Source organism: Reichenbachiella sp. MALMAid0571, from assembly GCF_040151475.1.
Lineage (GTDB): Bacteria > Bacteroidota > Bacteroidia > Cytophagales > Cyclobacteriaceae > CAXBNB01.
Window position 1 is genome coordinate 37,703 of sequence record NZ_JBDKWG010000133.1, and the last position, 19,741, is coordinate 57,443.

15 protein-coding genes are annotated in these 19,741 nt (G+C 37.0%); 5 read left to right on the plus strand and 10 right to left on the minus strand.

Translation table 11 applies throughout. The annotated features are described in order from the left end of the window. Positions 1–110: 110 nt before the first annotated feature. Together AAOP42_RS13010 and AAOP42_RS13015 are read right to left on the minus strand one after the other, a co-directional pair. The gene (locus AAOP42_RS13010; protein WP_349528961.1) at positions 111–1,148 is read right to left on the minus strand and encodes a FecR family protein; all 1,038 of its coding nucleotides are present in this window, start codon (positions 1,146–1,148) and stop codon (positions 111–113) included. An 85-nt stretch (positions 1,149–1,233) separates the two neighbouring features. Further along, the gene (locus tag AAOP42_RS13015; protein ID WP_349528962.1) at positions 1,234–1,830 is read right to left on the minus strand and encodes an RNA polymerase sigma-70 factor; all 597 of its coding nucleotides are present in this window, start codon (positions 1,828–1,830) and stop codon (positions 1,234–1,236) included. Between the two features lie 563 nt (positions 1,831–2,393). On the opposite strand from AAOP42_RS13015, the gene AAOP42_RS13020 reads away from it, so the two are divergent. Continuing rightward, positions 2,394–4,565: an alpha/beta hydrolase family protein gene (locus AAOP42_RS13020; protein WP_349528963.1), complete on the plus strand. Its 2,172-nt coding sequence runs from the start codon at positions 2,394–2,396 to the stop codon at positions 4,563–4,565. A 97-nt stretch (positions 4,566–4,662) separates the two neighbouring features. Here the strand turns inward: AAOP42_RS13020 and AAOP42_RS13025 are convergent, their stop codons facing one another. Continuing rightward, complete coding sequence (locus tag AAOP42_RS13025; protein ID WP_349528964.1) at positions 4,663–5,799, minus strand: amidohydrolase family protein; 1,137 nt, start codon at positions 5,797–5,799, stop codon at positions 4,663–4,665. Between the two features lie 400 nt (positions 5,800–6,199). Between AAOP42_RS13025 and AAOP42_RS13030 the strand changes: the two genes are divergently transcribed. From AAOP42_RS13030 to ablB, 4 genes are all read left to right on the plus strand, one after another. After that, positions 6,200–6,685, plus strand: coding sequence for a MarR family winged helix-turn-helix transcriptional regulator (locus AAOP42_RS13030; protein ID WP_349528965.1), 486 nt, complete (start codon positions 6,200–6,202; stop codon positions 6,683–6,685). Between the two features lie 186 nt (positions 6,686–6,871). Then, complete coding sequence (locus AAOP42_RS13035) at positions 6,872–8,347, plus strand: KamA family radical SAM protein (protein WP_349528966.1); 1,476 nt, start codon at positions 6,872–6,874, stop codon at positions 8,345–8,347. 39 nt (positions 8,348–8,386) lie between these two features. Next, a complete protein-coding gene (locus tag AAOP42_RS13040) occupies positions 8,387–9,748 on the plus strand; it encodes a sodium:solute symporter family protein (RefSeq protein WP_349528967.1) in 1,362 nt (453 codons plus the stop codon). Next, positions 9,745–10,593, plus strand: coding sequence for a putative beta-lysine N-acetyltransferase (ablB, locus tag AAOP42_RS13045; protein ID WP_349528968.1), 849 nt, complete (start codon positions 9,745–9,747; stop codon positions 10,591–10,593). The genes AAOP42_RS13040 and ablB overlap by 4 nt, the downstream gene beginning before the upstream one ends. 59 nt (positions 10,594–10,652) lie before the next feature. Here the strand turns inward: ablB and AAOP42_RS13050 are convergent, their stop codons facing one another. The 7 genes from AAOP42_RS13050 to AAOP42_RS13080 all read right to left on the minus strand — a co-directional run bounded on the left by AAOP42_RS13050 (position 10,653) and on the right by AAOP42_RS13080 (position 19,685). After that, complete coding sequence (locus AAOP42_RS13050; RefSeq protein WP_349528969.1) at positions 10,653–13,793, minus strand: efflux RND transporter permease subunit; 3,141 nt, start codon at positions 13,791–13,793, stop codon at positions 10,653–10,655. 32 nt (positions 13,794–13,825) lie between these two features. After that, complete coding sequence (locus AAOP42_RS13055; RefSeq protein ID WP_349528970.1) at positions 13,826–14,947, minus strand: efflux RND transporter periplasmic adaptor subunit; 1,122 nt, start codon at positions 14,945–14,947, stop codon at positions 13,826–13,828. Between the two features lie 28 nt (positions 14,948–14,975). Further along, positions 14,976–16,313, minus strand: a complete 1,338-nt coding sequence (locus AAOP42_RS13060) for a TolC family protein (protein WP_349528971.1) — start codon at positions 16,311–16,313, stop codon at positions 14,976–14,978. A 25-nt stretch (positions 16,314–16,338) separates the two neighbouring features. Continuing rightward, positions 16,339–16,971: a TetR/AcrR family transcriptional regulator gene (locus tag AAOP42_RS13065; RefSeq protein ID WP_349528972.1), complete on the minus strand. Its 633-nt coding sequence runs from the start codon at positions 16,969–16,971 to the stop codon at positions 16,339–16,341. A gap of 200 nt (positions 16,972–17,171) precedes the next feature. After that, complete coding sequence (locus AAOP42_RS13070; protein ID WP_349528973.1) at positions 17,172–17,924, minus strand: LytR/AlgR family response regulator transcription factor; 753 nt, start codon at positions 17,922–17,924, stop codon at positions 17,172–17,174. Further along, complete coding sequence (locus AAOP42_RS13075) at positions 17,911–18,978, minus strand: sensor histidine kinase (RefSeq protein WP_349528974.1); 1,068 nt, start codon at positions 18,976–18,978, stop codon at positions 17,911–17,913. The genes AAOP42_RS13070 and AAOP42_RS13075 overlap by 14 nt, the downstream gene beginning before the upstream one ends. 11 nt (positions 18,979–18,989) lie before the next feature. Then, complete coding sequence (locus tag AAOP42_RS13080) at positions 18,990–19,685, minus strand: LiaF transmembrane domain-containing protein (RefSeq protein ID WP_349528975.1); 696 nt, start codon at positions 19,683–19,685, stop codon at positions 18,990–18,992. Between the last annotated feature and the right edge of the window lie 56 nt (positions 19,686–19,741).

The following is a 19,741-nucleotide window of genomic DNA, read 5'->3' on the forward strand; positions in this document are numbered from 1 at the left end:
AATTCTCATCTACTAAAATTTAAGGTGGGAAAACGGCTCCAACGTTTTCCCGCTCTTTTTGCTGTTAAGGTTATGCCATAGGCTATCTTTCTTTAAAAGGTTATAAATACTTATTTAAGGTTCAATTTAATCTTTCTCTTTTCAAACTTCCCATTTTTATCTGTAGTCCTTTCTTCGAATTTATAATCGATATCAAAAGTCAACTTCAGCAGCCTCATTACTTCTTCTATTTCTTCATTTTCGAAAGTCGCTCTTAACCTAAAATCACTGTTTGGGTTCTGATTGACTTCTATGTCCACATTGTACCATCTACTCAATCTTTTTACTACTTCATCAATTGGATCATTTCTAAATACCAACTTTCCTTCCTTCCAGGATGAGTATTTCTTAGAGTTTACTTTTGATTTTTTCAATACTTTTTGATCGCTATTGTAAACAACCCTCTCATCAGGTTTCATTTCTACAAATTGATCACTCCCTTTGCGGTTCAATACGACTTTTCCTGACTCTAACACAACATCAGAGTTTGCATCTCCTCCATAAGCCGTTACATTAAACTGAGTACCAAGAACTGAAATATTCAAATCAGAAGTTTTTACATTGAATGGTTTGTGTTTATTTTTCACAACATCAAAAAATGCCTCTCCTGCAAGTTCTACATCTCTGGTATCTGTGAAAATGATAGGGTATTTAAGAGATGAACCACTATTCAGCCATCCACTACTGCCATCAGGCAGAGTAAAATTAATTCTGGAGCCCAATGGTGCAATGATCTCTGCATAGGAGATCTCCCTGTTTATTTGGTTCATTTCTACCTTGGTATAAAAACCAAGTATAAAAACCAAAGGAAGTAATATTATTGCTGCTACTCTGGAATACGATTTCCAAAGCGAGCGTAACATACTTCCTCTTTTTTCGAATTGTCTGTTTGTAATCTTAAAATAAAGCTTGTAAAAAATATGACTCAAATCCTTATCTTCAAGATTTTGATCTTTACACGCCTTTAGCCATTCAGACTTTAAAACTTCCTGTAGTTGCTCCTGCTTGCTTTCGTCACGAAAAGCATTTTCAATATAAATTTTGTCTTCTAATGTAAACTTACCATCTACATAATCGGACATTTTCTTTCTATCAATCTTGTCTTCCATTACTAGTTTTAAACCCTAAGTGATTTGTGTTATAACTAGTAATATCTGGTTTGACGAAAAATCCCCTATTGCAGCAGTAAAAAAATTACAGGTTTCTGAAAACAAACAGCCCAAGAAATAGAATGGTGGACAAATTGTGGTGTTCCCAGTTAGCCTTAATAAACTTGGTGGCTATTGTCAATTGATTCTCAACAGTTTTAGGGCTTATATCAAGTTGTCTGGCTATTTCTTTTACGGGTAAGTCTTCCATCCTGCTTTTTATGAAAATCTCTCTCCTCTTTTCAGGCAGTTTTTTTATTAATGAATTGAGGTAATCTATCAAAGATTGATAGTCAACTTGATTGGTTGTAGCCAAGTCCACTTCATCGAATACCTGATCACTCTGAAGATAATCTCTCAACTGAGAACTTTTTATCAACGACTTCTTAATGAAATTAAACGCTATGGTAAAAATATATGATTTGAATGAAAGCTCTGTTTTTAAAGATTCACGCTTTGCCCATATTTTTTCAAATACATCTTGTACCAAGCCCTCTGCTTCGGTTTCAGACTTGAGATATTTCAACCCAAAATGATACAATCTCAGACTATAAAGCTTATAAAGACTTTCATAAGCCTGAATATCACTTCTTTTCAGGCTTCTCACCAAATCAGGTTCGCTATTTAATTTCCGTTCGTTCAAATAATAATTAGTTATTGGCCTTTTTCTAACATAGAAAATAAATCAAATACGTAAGGTTTATATATATGTATCGAAAATATTCACATCAAATGTATCACTTATTCTTTGAATTTAAACAATCTCAAAATCAATGAAAAAGTTTGCTATTCTTTCTAAATAACTAAATTATTCCAATTTCACCTATTCAACAGGTCATTTTTCTTCTAATAAGATCTAAAGTAATACTTACTTTCGAAAGGAAACAAAAGAATAAACAAAAATACACCTATCCATGACCTCAACATCCCTTCGCTTTTGTTAGATTCATGCCGTTTAACAGGAATTTTTCAGAAAAATTAAATCCAAATTAATTAGAATTGCTACATTACAATACAAAGTGACAGATGCATTGATTCTATTTCTTTGTTTCTTAAGGTCATCATCTCCAAAGCTCCTTTTACCCAAATTGTTGGTTTCCGGCCACTTTCAGGTTCAATTGACCACAATTAACACATTCAAACAATTCGTTGAGTAATGACCAATTTGGTCAGACTCTATTTCATTCAAAAAAAGAAACATTTCTTATGAAAAAGAAGATATTTATAGTTTGTGCATTTACTCTGTTTACATTCACCACCATCAAGGCTCAGGAAGATATTTCGCTTTTTAACTACTGGGAGTATTATTCCGATATAGAAAACTCGCTCTACAAGCATTTTAGTTCTATCGCTTTTGAGCAACTCAATACCAGAAAAGCAGAAATCAATCAATTGAAAACAAAAACCGACTGGCTTGAAAGACAAACTATTGTCAAAAACAAACTGTTGGACATTGTCGGTTCTTTTCCGGAAAAAACTCCCTTGAATGCTCAGGTAACTGGTGTACTGAAAAAAGATGGCTATAAAATTGAGAAAGTTTTATACGAATCAAAACCGGGCTATTATGTTACTGGCGCTATTTATATTCCAAATGGTGTAAAGAAAAAAGCACCTGCTATATTTTACGCCTGCGGGCATAGTGTGGATGGTTTCAGGGTCGAAATCTACCAGCATGTAATTGTTAACCTTGTGAAAAAAGGTTTTGTTGTCTTTACGATCGATCCTATGGGGCAGGGTGAACGATTTGAGTATTGGGACAAAACAAAAGGAGAATCCAAATTTCCAATTCCGGATCATGAACACTCCTACTCAGGAGCTCAATGCCTGATATCAGGTTATTCAACTGCGAGCAATTTTATATGGGATGCCATCAGGGGAATAGATTATATGCTCAGCCGCAAAGAGACAGACCCTGAAAGAATTGGTATGACAGGTAGATCCGGAGGAGGAAACATTACAGCCTATTTAGGTGCACTTGATGACCGTATTTTAGCCACCGCTCCAGAATGCTATATTACAAGCTACGAACATTTATATAAATCCATAGGCCCACAATGCGCTGAACAAAACCTATACAAAATGATAAGTAAAGGATTAGACCATGCAGATTTTATTGAAGCAAGAGCACCAAAACCTGCATTGATAGTAAGTACCACACGAGATTTTTTCAGCATACAGGGTACAAGGGATTCTTATACCGAAGCAAAAAGAATGTATAGCTCTCTGGGAATGTCAGAACAACTAACCATGGTGGAAGATGACACAGTGCACAAATCAACTAAAAAAAACCGGGAAGCAATGTATGCATTTTTTCAAAAGCATTTGAAGAACCCAGGCAGTTCCTTAGATATAGAGGTCAATGTACCCAAACTGGAAGAATTACAGGTTACTCCAACAGGACAACTCGTCACCTCTTTGGGAAAGCAATCTGTGTTTTCAATGAATGTTGCCAAAGTACAATCACAAATAGAACAGTTAAATGAATCGAGAGAAAATGTCGAATCTCACTTAAAGAATATACCAGCCAATGCAGCCAAATGCTCAGGTTTTGAATATCCAACACAATTTGGGAAAGCAACATTTTCCGGTCGCTTCGTCAAATCCGGTTATACCCTTGAAAAGTACCTCATTCCCGGGAGTGGAAACTATGTACTTCCCGCTGCTTTGTTTCAGCCAACGCAAATCACAAAAAATAAAATTGTGATGGTTTTGAATACCGAAGGAATGGAAACTGCTGTCAATCAAGACAATTTTGTTCATACACTTATAAAGGAAGGTTATACCGTGTTGGTCTTTGATCTACCTGGTATAGGAAGTATGGGCTCTGGGTATTTAAAAGGAGATTCTTACATAGGAGATATTTCTTACAATCAATGGTTTGCGGCCCTTCTGGTTGGAAAATCAAACGTTGGGCTAAGGGTCGAAGATATTGTCAGAGTGGTTCAATTTGCAAAAACCAACTTCAATCAATACAATGATATTTCCGCACTTTCCATTGGACCTCTTGGTAGCGAGTTGTTACATGCGGCAGTCTTTGAGCCAGGTATCAAAAAAATCGGACTTATTGAACCCTTTTTAAGTTATGCAGATATTGCTGCTACCCGATTTTACAAACCTGATTTCATTCCTTTTACTGTGGCCGGGGCAATCGGAAAATATGACTTACCAGATTTGATGGCTACATTATGTCCACGAAATGTGCTAATAATAAATCCATTTTCAGGAGATGGCTCACTTACTAACGAAACTAAATCACAACTCAATTTGAAATTTCCAATTGATGTTTATACTAAAAAAAATGTTTCAGAAAAACTTAGTGTACTTTCGGAAATCGAAGATCAATTGATTCTAAAGAAAGTGATCGATTGGTTGGAATAAATCTACCTATAGAATCAGTAAGAGGTTATGTAAAAATTGCATAACCTCTTATGAAAGCATATCCTCTTAACTTCTGATTAAAAAATGCTTATCTATTTTAGATTCTTTTGAAAATTGGAAATAGATTTTCGGCATTTAATGCATAGATTTTATCCACCACTTTCTTTGGTAAAGCCAGACCTTTTACCGGATTGTCCAATTGTGGCACTGTTACCATTTCCTCCGTATTGAAATATTTCCAGTCATTCATCCATACTTCCATCATGTACGCTTCCAAATTCTCTTTACTTTCTGAAAAGTCGGTACCATAAATAATCCTGTCCTGATACTTAATAAAGAAATCACGTACCTTTTTTCTATCTCTTTGAGACTGATACTGAGTATGACTTACCCTCTCAGCCAAGTCCAAACTGGCATTAGGAAAACGATCTAAAAATCTGGATGCTTCCTCCACACTCCACTCTAAACTGGCCATATGTACCCCTATAAATTTTAAATCTGTGTTTTTTGCCAACATCTCATCCCTATAGTTTATCTGATCCTGATAAGAAGGCATCTCCGGGTGCAAATACATGTGGTATTTTGGATGTGCTTTGAAATAATCATAGTCATTCTTCACTGTCATAGAGTCAAGCGGCAGCCAACAGTTTTTTGGCTCTCCTGCATGACTCATTAAAACTATCCCCTGATCCTTAATGAATTGAAATATTTTGTCCAGTTTAGGATCACTAAGTACTATCAAATCTCCACCCTTATCCCTTATTTCCATGCCGATGTTTTTCCATACTTTTACTGCTACAGCACCATTGTCAAAATCAGCTTTAAGCCACTTAATGGTTTGCTCTGCCCAATCCGGATCATCCCAATTTTCCAGTGTAAAAGCAGTTCCAAATACTATGGTTTCAGGATTTTCGTTAAAATGCTTCATCCTTACTCTTAACTGTTCTTCCAGTGCCTGACGGCCTGAAAAGCTTACAGCAACATTTAGTAACTTAAAATTATTCGCCCGAGCCATGTTTATCATTTTTTTACTCTCAATATTTATATGGGCATGAACATCTATTTTACGGACTCTTTTGAAATCATCCATTGTATATCTATCAGCAATGGTATTTGTATCCGACTCTTTAGTCAGTTTGGATGCTTTACCTCCATTTTGGATACAACCAAAACCAATAGATGTTATAACAAATACAACTATCAGTAATATTCCATTTCTATCAATACTTTTCATTTTATTAAATCTGTTTTAGTGGGTGAAATATAGGTTTTCCTGTTCAATACAATCTATCCGAACGCATAATGAATTAGTAGTCGCTTGAAAGGTAAACTGCGATTAATGTGGAGAAAAAAATCTTTTAAGAACCAAAGAGATGGTTCGAAGGTCAAGGTTACATTTTAGTAGATTAAACAAATTAAACAGATAAAAATCAAAACACACAACGTTTCGTAATTTAATATTAAATATTCGAAGGTTTAAATATTACAATTATCTTTTGTATAGTTAACAAAATTGAAAAAGCAAGCCAGTAAACCACAACCTAGCAAAAGTAAAATTTATATTACCGTACCAATTTTGTAAAACAACTTTCCAGGATTGTTATTTTTGGTTTCTTTAATACTTAGCATTCACCATGAACTCAATAGAAATTCTAGTAAGCATCCGCAAGATTGTACGTTCACTAAACCTGGAATCGAAAAGCATCCAAAAGGATTTTGGCCTCAGCATTACTCAACTGCTATGCCTCAATCATCTGGAACAGATTCCAAATTACCAATCTACCCACAAAGAACTCATGGAGCTACTGAGCCTCAACTCCAGCACAGTTACAGGTATCATAAATCGTTTAGAAAAAAAAGGTTATATAGCAAGACTTCCTAAATCCGGTGATAAAAGAGTGACTTTTATTGCCTTAACTGCTGTAGGGTTAAAACTATTGCAAGATACACCTAATGTTCTGCACGACAGATTGGCAAAAAAACTCAACACTCTTTCCGACAATGATCAAAAAATGGTGAAAAAATCTCTTGAAATAATTGTTTCGGCAATGCAGATCATAGAAATTGAAGCCTCTCCTCTCCTTATTTCAGAAGAACCTTTGGATGATTTTTCAGAATAAATGAATCTCTTCGCAGCAAACCAACGAGGAGTCAATTGGAGTTTGCTGCAGTTGTTTCCAATGCAAGTATCAGGGAATTAAACCACATTAGATTAAAATTAGTTCTACAGAACCTTTTATACTTTTTCTATTTGCTTAACTTTGTAAATGTTCTATAGAACATTTTTAATTAGACTATTTAGAATTATGTATTATACTGAAGAAGAAATTACATTAATTGAAGAAGCGGAAAACTTTTCGGAACTTCCAAATTCGATTACAAACGGAGGAAATCTTGAAGAACTGCAAGAATTAAAAATTCCTGATCCAATAAAAAAGCCTGTTTCCCAGGATTTACTTGAACATCGATATTTTATCAAAAGTGAGTTCTGGAAAAAAATACCTGCTTTTAAAGAGGTAACGGAAGAAGAGTTTCTTCAATCAAAATTCCAAAATCGCAATACGGTACGAAAAGTCGAAAAATTAAAGGAATTAACAAAAGGGCTGGTCGATCCTAAATTCATAGAAGATGTAGAAAAAGGAATGGAAACTGCTCCAATGAATCTGAGCATATCCCCTTATATATTGAGTCTCATCAACTGGGATGACCCATACAATGATCCTCTTAGAATCCAGTTTATACCCGTGAATAGTGGTAAAGAGCAAGACCATCCTAAGTTGACACTGGATTCACTAGGTGAGCAAGACGACTCGCCAGTACCAGGATTGGTACATCGGTATTTTGACAAAGTTTTGTTTCTACCTCTTGATGTGTGCCCTGTCTATTGCAGGTTTTGTACCAGAAGCTATGCCATTGGAGGCAATACTGAAACTGTAGATAAAGTCAAATTTCAAAACACTCCAAAAAAATGGCACAATGCTTTCGCTTATATCGCTTCCAGACCAGAAATTGAAGATGTGGTTATTTCAGGAGGAGATGCCTATATGTTAGCACCTGACCGACTCAGACTGATAGGTGAAATTTTACTGGATATCCCCCATGTGCGAAGAATGAGGTTCGCTACAAAAGGCCCGGCAGTCATGCCGATGAAAATACTTACCGATAATGCCTGGACAAGTGCATTAACAGATATAGTATCTGCCGGACGAAAAAAAGGGAAAGAAGTAGTCCTTCATACACATTTTAATAGCGCCAATGAAATAACAGAGATCACACGTCAGGCAATGCTACAGCTTTTTAAAAGTGGGGTAACGGTAAGAAATCAAAGTGTACTTATTAAAGGTGTAAATGATACAGCGGAATCCATGATCCACTTGATCAGAAAACTATCTTATATGAATGTACAGCCATATTACGTTTACCAACATGATATGGTAGAAGGGACAGAAGACATGCGCACAAGCATAAAAGATACAGTTGAATTGGAAAGAATTATACGCGGTGTAACTGCAGGATTCAACACTCCTCTTTTTGTAACGGATGCTCCGGGAGGCGGAGGAAAAAGAGATGTGCATAGTCATGACTACTATGATGAAGTGACAGGCATCAGCATATACAGAAGCCCAAGTGTAGATGACTCCAAATTGTACATCTATTTTGATCCTATATCTTCTCTGCCTACCGAAGGACAAAAATTGTGGGAAGATGAATCACTCCACGAAGTATTGATAGAAAATGCCATTGAAAATTCAGGTTACGCATCTTTGGAGCATGCCCAATAAATGCATATTGTTGATTTTATAGTTTTTGGCATTTATTTCATGGGAATACTTGCAGTAGGCATGTATTTCTATAAAAAAAATACTTCCAGAGAAGATTTTTATGTGGGAGGACGATCGATCAGTTCCGGCCATATAGGTCTTTCTATAGCCGCTACCGATGTTGGTGGTGGCTTTTCTATTGGATTGGGAGGTTTGGGATTTACTATGGGACTTGCAGGCACCTGGCTGTTGTTTACCGGATTGATTGGAGCATGGCTGGCAGCTGTACTCACTGTTCCCAAATTAAAAAAACTGGACATGCAACATGGTTTATTTACATTTCCTGATTTTCTGGCGCTAAAATACAATAGAGATGTAGCTACAATTGCCGCCTTAATCTCAGGGATAGGCTATTTGGGATTTACTTCCGGACAAATATTGGCTGGAGGGAAATTGGCTGCTGCAAGTGTCTTTTCTACCATAACATGGGCTGACCCTTTGTTTTTTTCTTTGGTTGTGATGGCTTTAGTTGTTGTGATTTATACCGTTATGGGAGGATTAAAAGCTGTAATTTATACTGACACAGTACAGTGGATTGTCCTTCTGTCAGGATTACTGTTTTTAGGATTCCCTTTTGCGTATTATAAACTTGGAGGATGGGAAGTGATCAATAATGCGCTACCGGATAGCCATTTTTCTTTAACAAACATATCCGGCATCACATTGGTCAATTGGTCTTTTTCAATTATACCCATTTGGTTTATTGCCATGACACTTTACCAACGTGTATATGCCAGCCGTAATGTAAAACAGGCCAAAAGAGCCTTCTTCATTGCAGGGATATTTGAATATCCCATGCTGGCATTTGTTGGTGTTGGATTGGGAATGTTAGCCAGGGTTGCTTTTCCTGAAAATGATCCCGAAACTGCTTTACCTATGCTGTTAACCAAAGTTTTACCCATTGGGGTGGCAGGTTTTGTACTTGCAGCCTATTTTTCAGCAGTAATGTCCACTGCGGATAGTTGTTTAATAGCCTCATCGGGAAATTTTCTGAATGATATTTTTTCAAAAAAATTAAAAAAGTACAATAGTCAGCGTCTGATTATATTTTCACAATTGGTTACATTGATTATCGGAGTTCTGGCCTTTTTATTGGCAACATATTTCACTTCAGTATTAAGTATTGTATTGCATTCTTATTCCTTTATGGTCTCTGGTTTACTCGTCCCAACACTATTCGCTTATTTTTCTAAATACACAAGCAGCAAGGCTGCTATGGTGAGTATGATCGGTGGTGGAAGTTTAACTCTGTTTCTGATATTTACAAACATAAAACTTCCAATTGGTCTCGATGCTACCATTTTTGGTATAGCCGCCTCATTTGCGCTTTATCTTATAACTTATACACTCTCTACGAAATGATGATATTTGATAAAACAGAAATAATAGGAAAATCCATTGTGCAACATGGCCCGAATAATGACAGGGCATACCTGATGAAATTACATCCTGAAGACTCGAATAAAATCGTTGAAAAACTGTACAATCTTGCCATAATAAAGAGATATTCTAAAATTTTTGCTAAGGTTCCGGCTTCAAATGTGGACTATTTTAAGAAGAATAATTTTAAAATTGAAGCCAATATACCACGCTTATACAATGGACGTGAAGCCGGGTATTTTCTAGCTCAATACTTCAACTCCAACAGGTCATACATTTCAAAAAGAGAGCTCTCAACTATCAAATCAATTGTATCTGAAGCCGTTGAACCATTCGATCCATCTGGCATCAATTTAACCTCAGAGTACCAAATCCGAACATTAAAAATCAGTGATATTTCAGAATTAGCTGATTTGTATAAAACAGTATTTAGCGTATATCCATTTCCTATTTTTAAGAAAAAATACCTGAAAACTACAATGGAAAATAATGTAAAGTATTTTGGAATCTTCAAGAATGACAAACTGGTTGCGGCTTCTTCAGCCGAAATGGACTTTGATCAAAAAAATGCTGAATTAACTGATTTTGCGACACATCCAGACCATTTAGGAAACAAACTATCTTTTTTTCTCTTAAAAAAAATGGAAGACTCTATGCATGAGGAAGGGATAAAAACACTCTATACGATAGCAAGAACCTCATCTCACGGCATGAATAAGACTTTTGGCAGGTCAGGGTACATTTTCGGTGGTACTCTTATCAACAATACATTGATAGGAGAATCCATCGAAAGTATGAATGTTTGGTATAAAAATATATTGCTCTGACAAAAAAAGCCCTGTGCTTTCACACAGGGCTTACTGCCTATTTAATTATAAACTGACCATCAGGTCAATTCAACTTTTTCTTTTCTTCGAAAGGCAAATTTTGTAATCATCACATAAAGTACGGGAACTACAAATATCGCAAGTGAACTGGCAGCTAACATACCCCCTGCTACGGTCCAGCCAATCGTCTTTCGTGCTTCTGCCCCTGCTCCTACTGAAAATGCCAATGGCATAACACCCAAGATAAAAGCAAGTGATGTCATAATAATAGGACGCAATCGTATTTTCACTGCTTCTAGTGTAGCCTCTACAACCTCCATGCCACTATCGACGCGTTCTTTGGCAAACTCCACAATCAAAATGGCATTCTTTGCAGCCAGACCAATCAAAGTAATCAGCCCGATTTGAGCATATATGTTATTGGTCAACCCTGGTAACAACGTTAAAGTAAGAATAGAACCAAAAGCTCCGACTGGTACTGCAAAAAGTACCGAAAAAGGAATGGACCAACTTTCATAAAGTGCCGCAAGAAAAAGGAACACAAAAACTATCGAAATAGCAAAAATCATTCCTGTGCTACTTCCTGCCTTAAGTTCTTCCCTACTCATCCCACTAAATTCATAGCTGTATCCGGCAGGTAAGACCTGATCCGCCACTTCTCGAAGTACATCCAGTGCCTCTCCGCTACTATGCCCGGGTGCTGACAATCCCAATATTTCCGCAGAACGGTAAATGTTATAATGAGATATCACTGCTGGCGTTTCTATGAGCTTGGTTGTAATAAGTGCACTCAAAGGCACCATATTTCCTTCCATATTACGCACATGATATTTTCCTATATCACTTATGTCTTTTCTGAAAACCGTATCCGCCTGAGTAACTACTCTAAAGTTTCTACCATAAATGTTAAAATCATTCACATAGCTACTTGCCAGTAAGGTAGATAAAGTGCTATATGCTTCTGACACAGAAACTCCCATTTTCTTTGCCTTTTCTTTATCAAGATCTACCTGATAACTCGGAGTTCGTGCTGAGAAAAAGCTGTAGGCCATGGCAATTTCAGGGCGTTGATTTACAGCTCCAATGAACTTATTCATTACACCTTCAAATTGCTTGATGTCATCGGTACTGGTAGTTTGCAACAGCTCAAAGGTAAACCCTGAAGACCGCCCCAACCCAGGAATAGCAGGTGGCGCAATTACAAGAATTCTTGCTTCTTTGATGTCAGCCATCATTTTTTGAATTTGAGCCATGATTACAGGCACACTTTCAGTTTCCGGATCACGCTCATCCCAGTGTTTCAAATTGACGAAGACGGTACCTGCATTGGATTTATTAGAAAAAGTAAGAATATTCAGTCCTGCTATTCCTCCAACAACATTTAGAGCCGGAATAGTTTGAATCCGTTTTTGTATCTCAAGTTGCAGCTCGATATTTCTGGTTGTAGAGGTACCTTCAGGCATTTCATAAGCCACATACATCCTTTTCTCGTCTTCTGTTGGTATAAATCCCGTGGGTTTATTTTGGAACATATAGAACAAGCCAACAAAAAGACAAACCATCATCACCATCACATAAGGAGTCTTTCGTATCCATGTGTGTACTCCTTTGGTATATGACCCTGCAACCCTGTCGAACCAATTATTGAAAGCATCAAAAAACTTATCAAGTAGGTTTTTCTTCCCATTTTTATTACTCGGTTTTAAAAGCATCATACTCAATGCTGGTGTTAATGACAAAGCCACAAAAGCCGATATCATTACTGAAATAGCTATGGTAATCGCAAATTGCTGATACAGTTTACCCACAATACCGGGAACAAAACCAACTGGCACAAATACTGCCGCCAAAATCAGGGCAATAGCTATAACAGGGCCTGATATTTCCTTCATCGCTTTTATAGTGGCATCTTTAGCCGAAAGCTTGTGATGATCCATATTGTGTTGAATGGCTTCTACCACCACAATAGCATCATCCACCACTATACCGATTGCCAATACAAACGCAAATAATGTAAGTGTATTAATGGTAAACCCAAAAGGTATAAAAAAGATAAATGTACCTATCAACGAAACGGGTATTGCCAAAATAGGAATCAATGTTGCCCTCCAGTTTTGTAAAAACAAAAACACCACAAAAACAACCAGCAGTAGTGCTTCTACTAAAGTCTTTGTTACTTCTTTGATGGAAACTTGTACAACCGATGTTGTTTCAAGAGGAATTAAGAAATCCACATCTTTAGGAAAAGTCTGTCTCAACTCCTCAAGTCGCCCCATCACACCTTCATTTGTTTGCAAAGCATTAGCTCCAGGCTCCAGGTAAAGCAGCATAAATGCAGCAGGGTGTCCCATCACAAATGGATGGTTGCCATAATTAAATTTGGCTAACTCTACACGGGCAATATCCTTAAGGTAAACCATATTGCCTTGAGCAGGATTGCTTCGAACAACAATATTTTCAAAATCCTCAACCTGATTGATCCTACTGTTTGTAATTACATTGTACTCGAAAGTCTGAACTTTGGGCTGAGGGTTACCTCCAATTGTACCTGCAGCAATTTGCAAGTTCTGCTCAGTAAGGGCTGCATTCACTTCAGCAGGAGATATTCCCATACTTGCCAGCTTATCGGGATCCAGCCAGATTCTCATCCCAAAATCATCCCCTAATGAAACAATATCACCTACACCTTTCACCCTAAGCAAAGCATCTTTCAAATAGATATTGGCAAAGTTCCCCAAAAAGGTAGCATCATGCGACCCTTCCGGTGAATACAAACCTACTACAAGAAATATACTCGGATTTCGCTTACGTACAGTAACACCTAATCTTTTTACAATTTCGGGCAAAGTAGGTTCTGCAACACTAACCCTATTTTGCACATCAAGAGTGGCTATGTTTATATCAGTACCTACATCAAACGTCACCGTCACGGAACTTGCACCACTTGCGGTACTATTGCTGGTCATATAAGACATACCAGGAGTACCATTCACCTGAGTTTCTATTGCTGTGGTAGTAGTCTGCTCTACCGTCTCAGCATCAGCTCCGATGTAGGTGCCCGTAATGGCTACTGTTGGAGGAGTAATGTCCGGATATTGTGAGATCGGTAATGTGCTCATCGCTATCAATCCTACCAAAACAAACAGGACGGATATAACAATGGCAGTTACCGGTCTTTTTATGAAAACATCTGCAATCATTTTTTCTTTGAATTAAAATATGAAATAATTTCTTATTTTTTATTGTTCGCTACAGGGGATGATACACTAATTGAAGAGCCTTCTCTCAGGTTTTGGACACCCTCTACAGCAATGGTTTCGCCTTCTTTCAGGCCAGATTTTATTATAATATCTGATCCTACCTGCTTACCAAGTTTCACCTGTCTCTGTGTTACTTTATCTGCATCAGCCACATAGACATAAAACTCCCCTAACTGTTCGGTAATAGACTTATAAGGAATGGTTATCGACTTATTTGAGGTATTCGAAAGCACTCGAAGGCTTCCACTCATACCTGCACGCAATACATGATCAGGATTCGGAAAAACCATACGAATCTTTATTGATCCGGTAAGTGGGTCAACAGCACGGTCTATAAAACTGATCTTTCCCGGATGAGGATATGTTAGATCTCCAAAAGTTAAAAGAAAAGTAGAATCAGATTCTGATGCATCTTTCTTTTCCAATAGTTGATAAAATCTAAATATCTCCTGTTGATCTACTGTAATATCTGTTCCTATAGGATCATCTGAAGATATAGTGTTGAGTAAAGTTTGTCCCGGAGATACAGAGGCACCCAACCGAACAGCCGATATCCCAATGGTACCATCAAATGGAGCTACTATAGTAGAATACCTGAGATTGGTTTGGGCACTTTGCACCATTGCTTTTGAAGCTTCAACCTGCTTCAGAGCTGATTTATAGTTTGCCTCTGCATAGTCCACCTGCTGTTTGGCTATTGCATCTTGCTTGTCCAACTCCCGGTATCGCTCCACGTCTTGTCTGGCTTTTTCCAGATTAGCTTCCTGCACGGATAAATTTGCCAGTGCCTGCTTATAGCCAGCTTCTGTTTGCTGCTGATCTATCGAATATAGCTTCTGCCCCTTTTTCACTTTATCACCTTCTGTAAAGTGAATCCCAGTAACATAACCGCTGATTTGCGGACGAAGCTCCACTTCCTGTAGGGCTTTTACAACACCCGGATATTCTTCATAATATGGAGCATATTTAGCACTCACTTTTTCCACACTTACAGGAACAGCCTGTGGTCCATGCATGGGGGGTTGATTTTTACTTCCGCATGCTACGGAAAATATCAGTAATAATATAACTGAATTGAACTGTATCTTTTTCATTGACATATTGATTGGATATTTCTGATAATTAATAATTGATTTGACCAAGTGCATGTTGTACATCTACTTTACTGGCCAATACTAGGTAAAGAGCATTGAAATAATTGATACGTGTGGTACGCAATTCACTCTCCGATGTGGTTACATCCAGATATGTTTTTACACCATTCGTATATTGAAGCTGGATAATATCATATACTTCCTGAGCCAGTTCTACATTTTCTTTCTGTGCCAGATACAACGCCAAATTGCTTTTGTATGAAGAAATAGCACTGACATATGCGGTATTTAAATTATTCTCCAAATTGACAAGACTCAGGTCAAGCCTGCTACTTGCCCACTTTTCTTCCTGAACTTTAGCCAGCCGCTTACCTCCCTGAAATAGCGGAAGACTAAGTGTAGCTCCGACATAGGAATAAGGATAACGGGTATTGTATAAATCGCCAAAATTATTATTTTGATAATTTAAATTATAGGCACCAAATAAATTGACAGAAGGAAGGAAAGCCCACTTACTGTATTTCAAATTGGCTTTTTGCAACTCCCTTTGAGTCTGTATGATTTTATAATCTATATGACTGGAGTAATTCACCTGCTCAGCTGTATCCAGCAGTATCTCACTTTCCATCAATTCTTCATCATACTGAAGAATAAAATCTTCTCCTTGAGGATATCCCATGAGGGCTTTCAGGTATTCCTTCTTGTACTTAAGCGATTCTGTATTTGATTTTAAAGTAGCTTCTGCATTCCTAACCAATATTGTAGCCCTCTGAAAGTCTGTCTTATCAGACACTCCTGACACATAACGGTTTTTAGCGTCTTTAAGACTTTGATTCAACCTTATAATAGATTCTTCACTCACTTTTATTTGCTGCATAGTAGCCAAGACATCATATACAGCTTTGGTTACATCAACTGCTACATCAATTTTACTACGGCTGGTATTTTGGCTCGCTTGTATTCGTACTTTCGAAGCAGTCTTACTCGCCAACAAAGCATCTCTGTTGAACACATTCTGAGTAGCTGTAAACTGTGCTGATGATGTATTGTTAACACCAAAACGAATGACCTGCCCACCGATCACACTGGACTGAAGGTCTATATACCGCTGATAATTGTAATTAAAATTGATTTGAGGATACCAATCAGCTAATTTCCCCTTAATAGCCTGTTCGGTAATCTCTTCATCAATTTGAGCTTGTTTAACTTCTGGTTGGTGCTTCAACGCATACTGGATTATATCCTCCAGTGTGGCTGACTCCAACCTGTTTTCTTCATCATTTTGAGCATTGCCGATCAACGGAATGAACAGGGCAATCCAGGCAACCCAATAGGATATTTTTGTCTTTTTAAATAAAAATTGCATATTTAATTAAATCTTAAAGAGGTGTTTACAAGGTTTCTTTTTTTGTCAACTCAGGCATTTCTTCATTGAAGATCGTTCTGAAAATAATTTGTTTTCGTTCTAGTAGAAATTTGCGGTAGGCGGCATCTGTCATGCCATGAATAGTTTGAAGTACTGGTTTTGCTAGTAATGGGTAGTTACATAGTGCTATTAGGTTGACCATGAATTGTTCTGAAGAAATAGGTGCTATTTTTTCATTTGCTATTTCTTCTTCCAATTGTTTCTTAATCAGGTCATTGGGTTTCTTACGATTTACCGAACAGAAATCTTTTATCTTTTCAGGATGCCGGGCAATTTCACTGATAATAAAATTCTCAAGATATGGATAGGCAATTCCATAGTCAACAGTGATATCAACATAAGTTGCTATCTTTTCTTTAAATGGTAAATCTGACCCAAGAATTTTTCTTGCCCTTTCCTTTTTTTCAAGCAACACTTCATCCAGCAATATTTCAAGCATTTGTTCACGGGACCGAAAATAGTAATGAATGAGTGCTCTGTTTACACCAGCTTCATCTGCAATTTCCTGAGTGGTAGCATTCAAAAAACCTTTTTTAAAAAAAAGAATTTTAGCTTTCTCCTTTATCAGCTTCTCAGTATTTGCTTCTTCGATTCCCATTTACATTTTTGTTTAACAATTTTGTTAAACGCCAAAGCCCGTCAGGGGTTACAAGATTTTTCAAAATATTTTGTAATCTTTTGAAAAACTCATTTACGGTCTATTTTGACAATAAAAAAGATTCAGGAATGACTTATTTATCTTTTATAAATGTGATTCATAAAGTACTGTACCTGTAATAGATAAGGGAAAGGACATATTCAAATACCCAACACCTGCTTCAAACGGCTGTAGCCGGAACGGCTAACAGAAAGCTGGGTACTATCATGCAACAATGCTACATAGGTATCTTTTTCAAATGCTTCCAAGCGAGCTATCTCTTTTATTCTCACAATAAAAGAACGGTGAATTCTTACAAAATCAGATACAGGTAATGACTTCTCATAGTACTTCATTGTGTTCTGCTTGAGAAAATCACCTTCTTTAGTATATAGCCTCACATAATCGTCCATTGCTTCTATATAACGAATTTTGTCAATAGAAATAATATTGATTTTCGCACCATTTTTGATCACCACTCTGGTAAGGGATTCTTGTTTTTGATCGACATTACGAGATAAAGATTGGATTTTTTGATCCTGACTTTCATTTTGACTAATTGCGACCTTTGTTTTTCGAAGAGACTCTTTAAGCCTTTCTTTAGAATACGGTTTTAGTAAATAATCTATTGCACATTTTTCAAATGCTTTGATCGCATATTCATCAAAAGCAGTACTAAATATAATGAATGGTGGATTTTCGAGTAGCTCAAGCATTTCAAATCCTGTGAGTTTGGGCATCATCACATCCAAAAAAACCAAATCCGGATTCAATTTCTGGATAGCTTTTAAGCCTTCAAATCCATTGGAGCATTCACCAACAATTTCCATGGAATCATCTTCTTGCAGAAAGGATCTGATTATCTCTCTCGCCAAATGTTCATCATCAATAATTAGTACTTTAATTCTTTTCATGAATATCAGGTTTGACAGGAACTTTCACCACTACTTTAAAAGTATCTTCTTTTTTATCAACAAGCAAAAGGTCAGTTCGGCCATAGATAAGAGACAGCCGTTTTCTTATATTCTCAAGGCCTATCCCCTCGCCTTTTCTGGCAATAGATTCTGGATCTATATTGTTTGATACAACAATATGCAACAGGTCGCCAGACAGTTCACAAGACAAGTTTATGACAACCACGTCAGTACTTTCATTCACTCCATATTTTACTGCATTTTCAAGTATTGGCTGTAAGATCAAATTAGGTACTTTAACAACCAGAAATGATTGATTCGCTTCTATATTGAACTCAAGACGTTCACCAAATCTGATTTTTTCAATGTCCAAATAAAGTGACACATTTTGCAATTCTTCCTTCAGTGAATTCATCTCGGTACTTTCCTTGCCTATGGAATACCTAAGAAAATCACTCAGTTTAATTACCATTTCCCGGGCTTTTTCAGGCATAGTCATGGTCAAGGCACTTATGGAATTGAGGCTATTGAAAATAAAATGCGGATTGATTTGAGCCTTCAGCATTTTCAACTCAGATTCATTGAGAAGGGACTTTAGCTGGAGTTCTTTGCCCGTTTTTTCCTGTAAGTCTAAATAATAATGGACCAAGAAGAATGTCAAGATAATAAGAGAATAATACATCACTCCGATAATTGCCCTCCACAATCCGGTTTGGTTCAAAAATTCAAGATAATCTTCGTTACCAGTAAAAAGAAGTGACAGGAGCAATTTGGACAAAACTAACCAGCAAACTACTGTTAACACAGACGCAACAGCATGGGTTGTGATCAGGGAAATATAATCGCCTTTTTCAACATTAGAAAACCTCACTACATACCAAAACCCTAAAGCCATTGAACCAAAAAGTGCATTATGAATAAGGCTGTCTGAAAAGGATATAATCAGGCTAAAATCATAATAACTATATAATACAAAAGCATGGACAGCACCAACTATCCCCCATACCAATGCATACAATTTATAACCTGAACCTTCTAATATTGGGTGCTTCAAATTCTAATAGGTTAAATACTTTTGACTTCCCCTCCTCCAAACATAACAAACCCTTTGATTCTTAATACTTTCCCAGGATCTTGAGTCACATTCGACACCAATGGTCTTTTATCTGCATACCCTCCAAAAATGATGAAGCTTTCCATAACTATTGTCCAATCTGCCGGTACTATAAATGAGCTTCCTCCAAACATGCAAAAAACATCTATTATATTTTCTTCATTTGACAGCCTGGCATCTAAAAAGTTGATTTCAGAACCCCCAAATATCGAAGTGACTTTACCGCCTTTGAAATTTTGAGCACTTACTTTTTTTTTTGACCCTCCAAATATGGAAACCTCATCTATGTAATCTTCATCTATACTTACAGTATCTCGACTGAATCCCTGATGCCTTCTTTTCATCAATATAGAAATACCGATAGCTACAAGGATCAAAGGCCACCAGTCTCTCAAGCTTATGTGTGGCCAATAAAATATGTGTGATAAATGACTAATGCCCCCAATCAATAGAAAGACCACTCCTGACCTCTTACCTGTTACTAACATTGTTGCTCCTATCAATATAAATACCGACTGCCAACCAAACAGGAAATGGGGTATAAAATCTGGAATCAGGTCAAAGTTTCTAAATAAAAAATATGCCCCTAAAGTTACAAGCAGGACTCCAATCCATACGTTTTTCCTTGAGTTATTGTGTTCTCTCATGATAAATTAGTTTTGTTACAGGTAAAAGTACGCAGTAAACCAACCTGTAAATAACC

Coding starts and splice junctions, on each gene's coding strand:
- AAOP42_RS13010 (WP_349528961.1), bottom strand. CDS start 1,148: ATGGAAGACAAGATTGATAGAAAGAAAATGTCCGATTATGTAGATGGT.
- AAOP42_RS13020 (WP_349528963.1), top strand. CDS start 2,394: ATGAAAAAGAAGATATTTATAGTTTGTGCATTTACTCTGTTTACATTC.
- AAOP42_RS13025 (WP_349528964.1), bottom strand. CDS start 5,799: ATGAAAAGTATTGATAGAAATGGAATATTACTGATAGTTGTATTTGTT.
- AAOP42_RS13030 (WP_349528965.1), top strand. CDS start 6,200: ATGAACTCAATAGAAATTCTAGTAAGCATCCGCAAGATTGTACGTTCA.
- AAOP42_RS13035 (WP_349528966.1), top strand. CDS start 6,872: ATGTATTATACTGAAGAAGAAATTACATTAATTGAAGAAGCGGAAAAC.
- AAOP42_RS13040 (WP_349528967.1), top strand. CDS start 8,387: ATGGGAATACTTGCAGTAGGCATGTATTTCTATAAAAAAAATACTTCC.
- ablB (WP_349528968.1), top strand. CDS start 9,745: ATGATGATATTTGATAAAACAGAAATAATAGGAAAATCCATTGTGCAA.
- AAOP42_RS13050 (WP_349528969.1), bottom strand. CDS start 13,793: ATGATTGCAGATGTTTTCATAAAAAGACCGGTAACTGCCATTGTTATA.
- AAOP42_RS13055 (WP_349528970.1), bottom strand. CDS start 14,947: ATGAAAAAGATACAGTTCAATTCAGTTATATTATTACTGATATTTTCC.
- AAOP42_RS13060 (WP_349528971.1), bottom strand. CDS start 16,313: ATGCAATTTTTATTTAAAAAGACAAAAATATCCTATTGGGTTGCCTGG.
- AAOP42_RS13065 (WP_349528972.1), bottom strand. CDS start 16,971: ATGGGAATCGAAGAAGCAAATACTGAGAAGCTGATAAAGGAGAAAGCT.
- AAOP42_RS13070 (WP_349528973.1), bottom strand. CDS start 17,924: ATGAAAAGAATTAAAGTACTAATTATTGATGATGAACATTTGGCGAGA.
- AAOP42_RS13080 (WP_349528975.1), bottom strand. CDS start 19,685: ATGAGAGAACACAATAACTCAAGGAAAAACGTATGGATTGGAGTCCTG.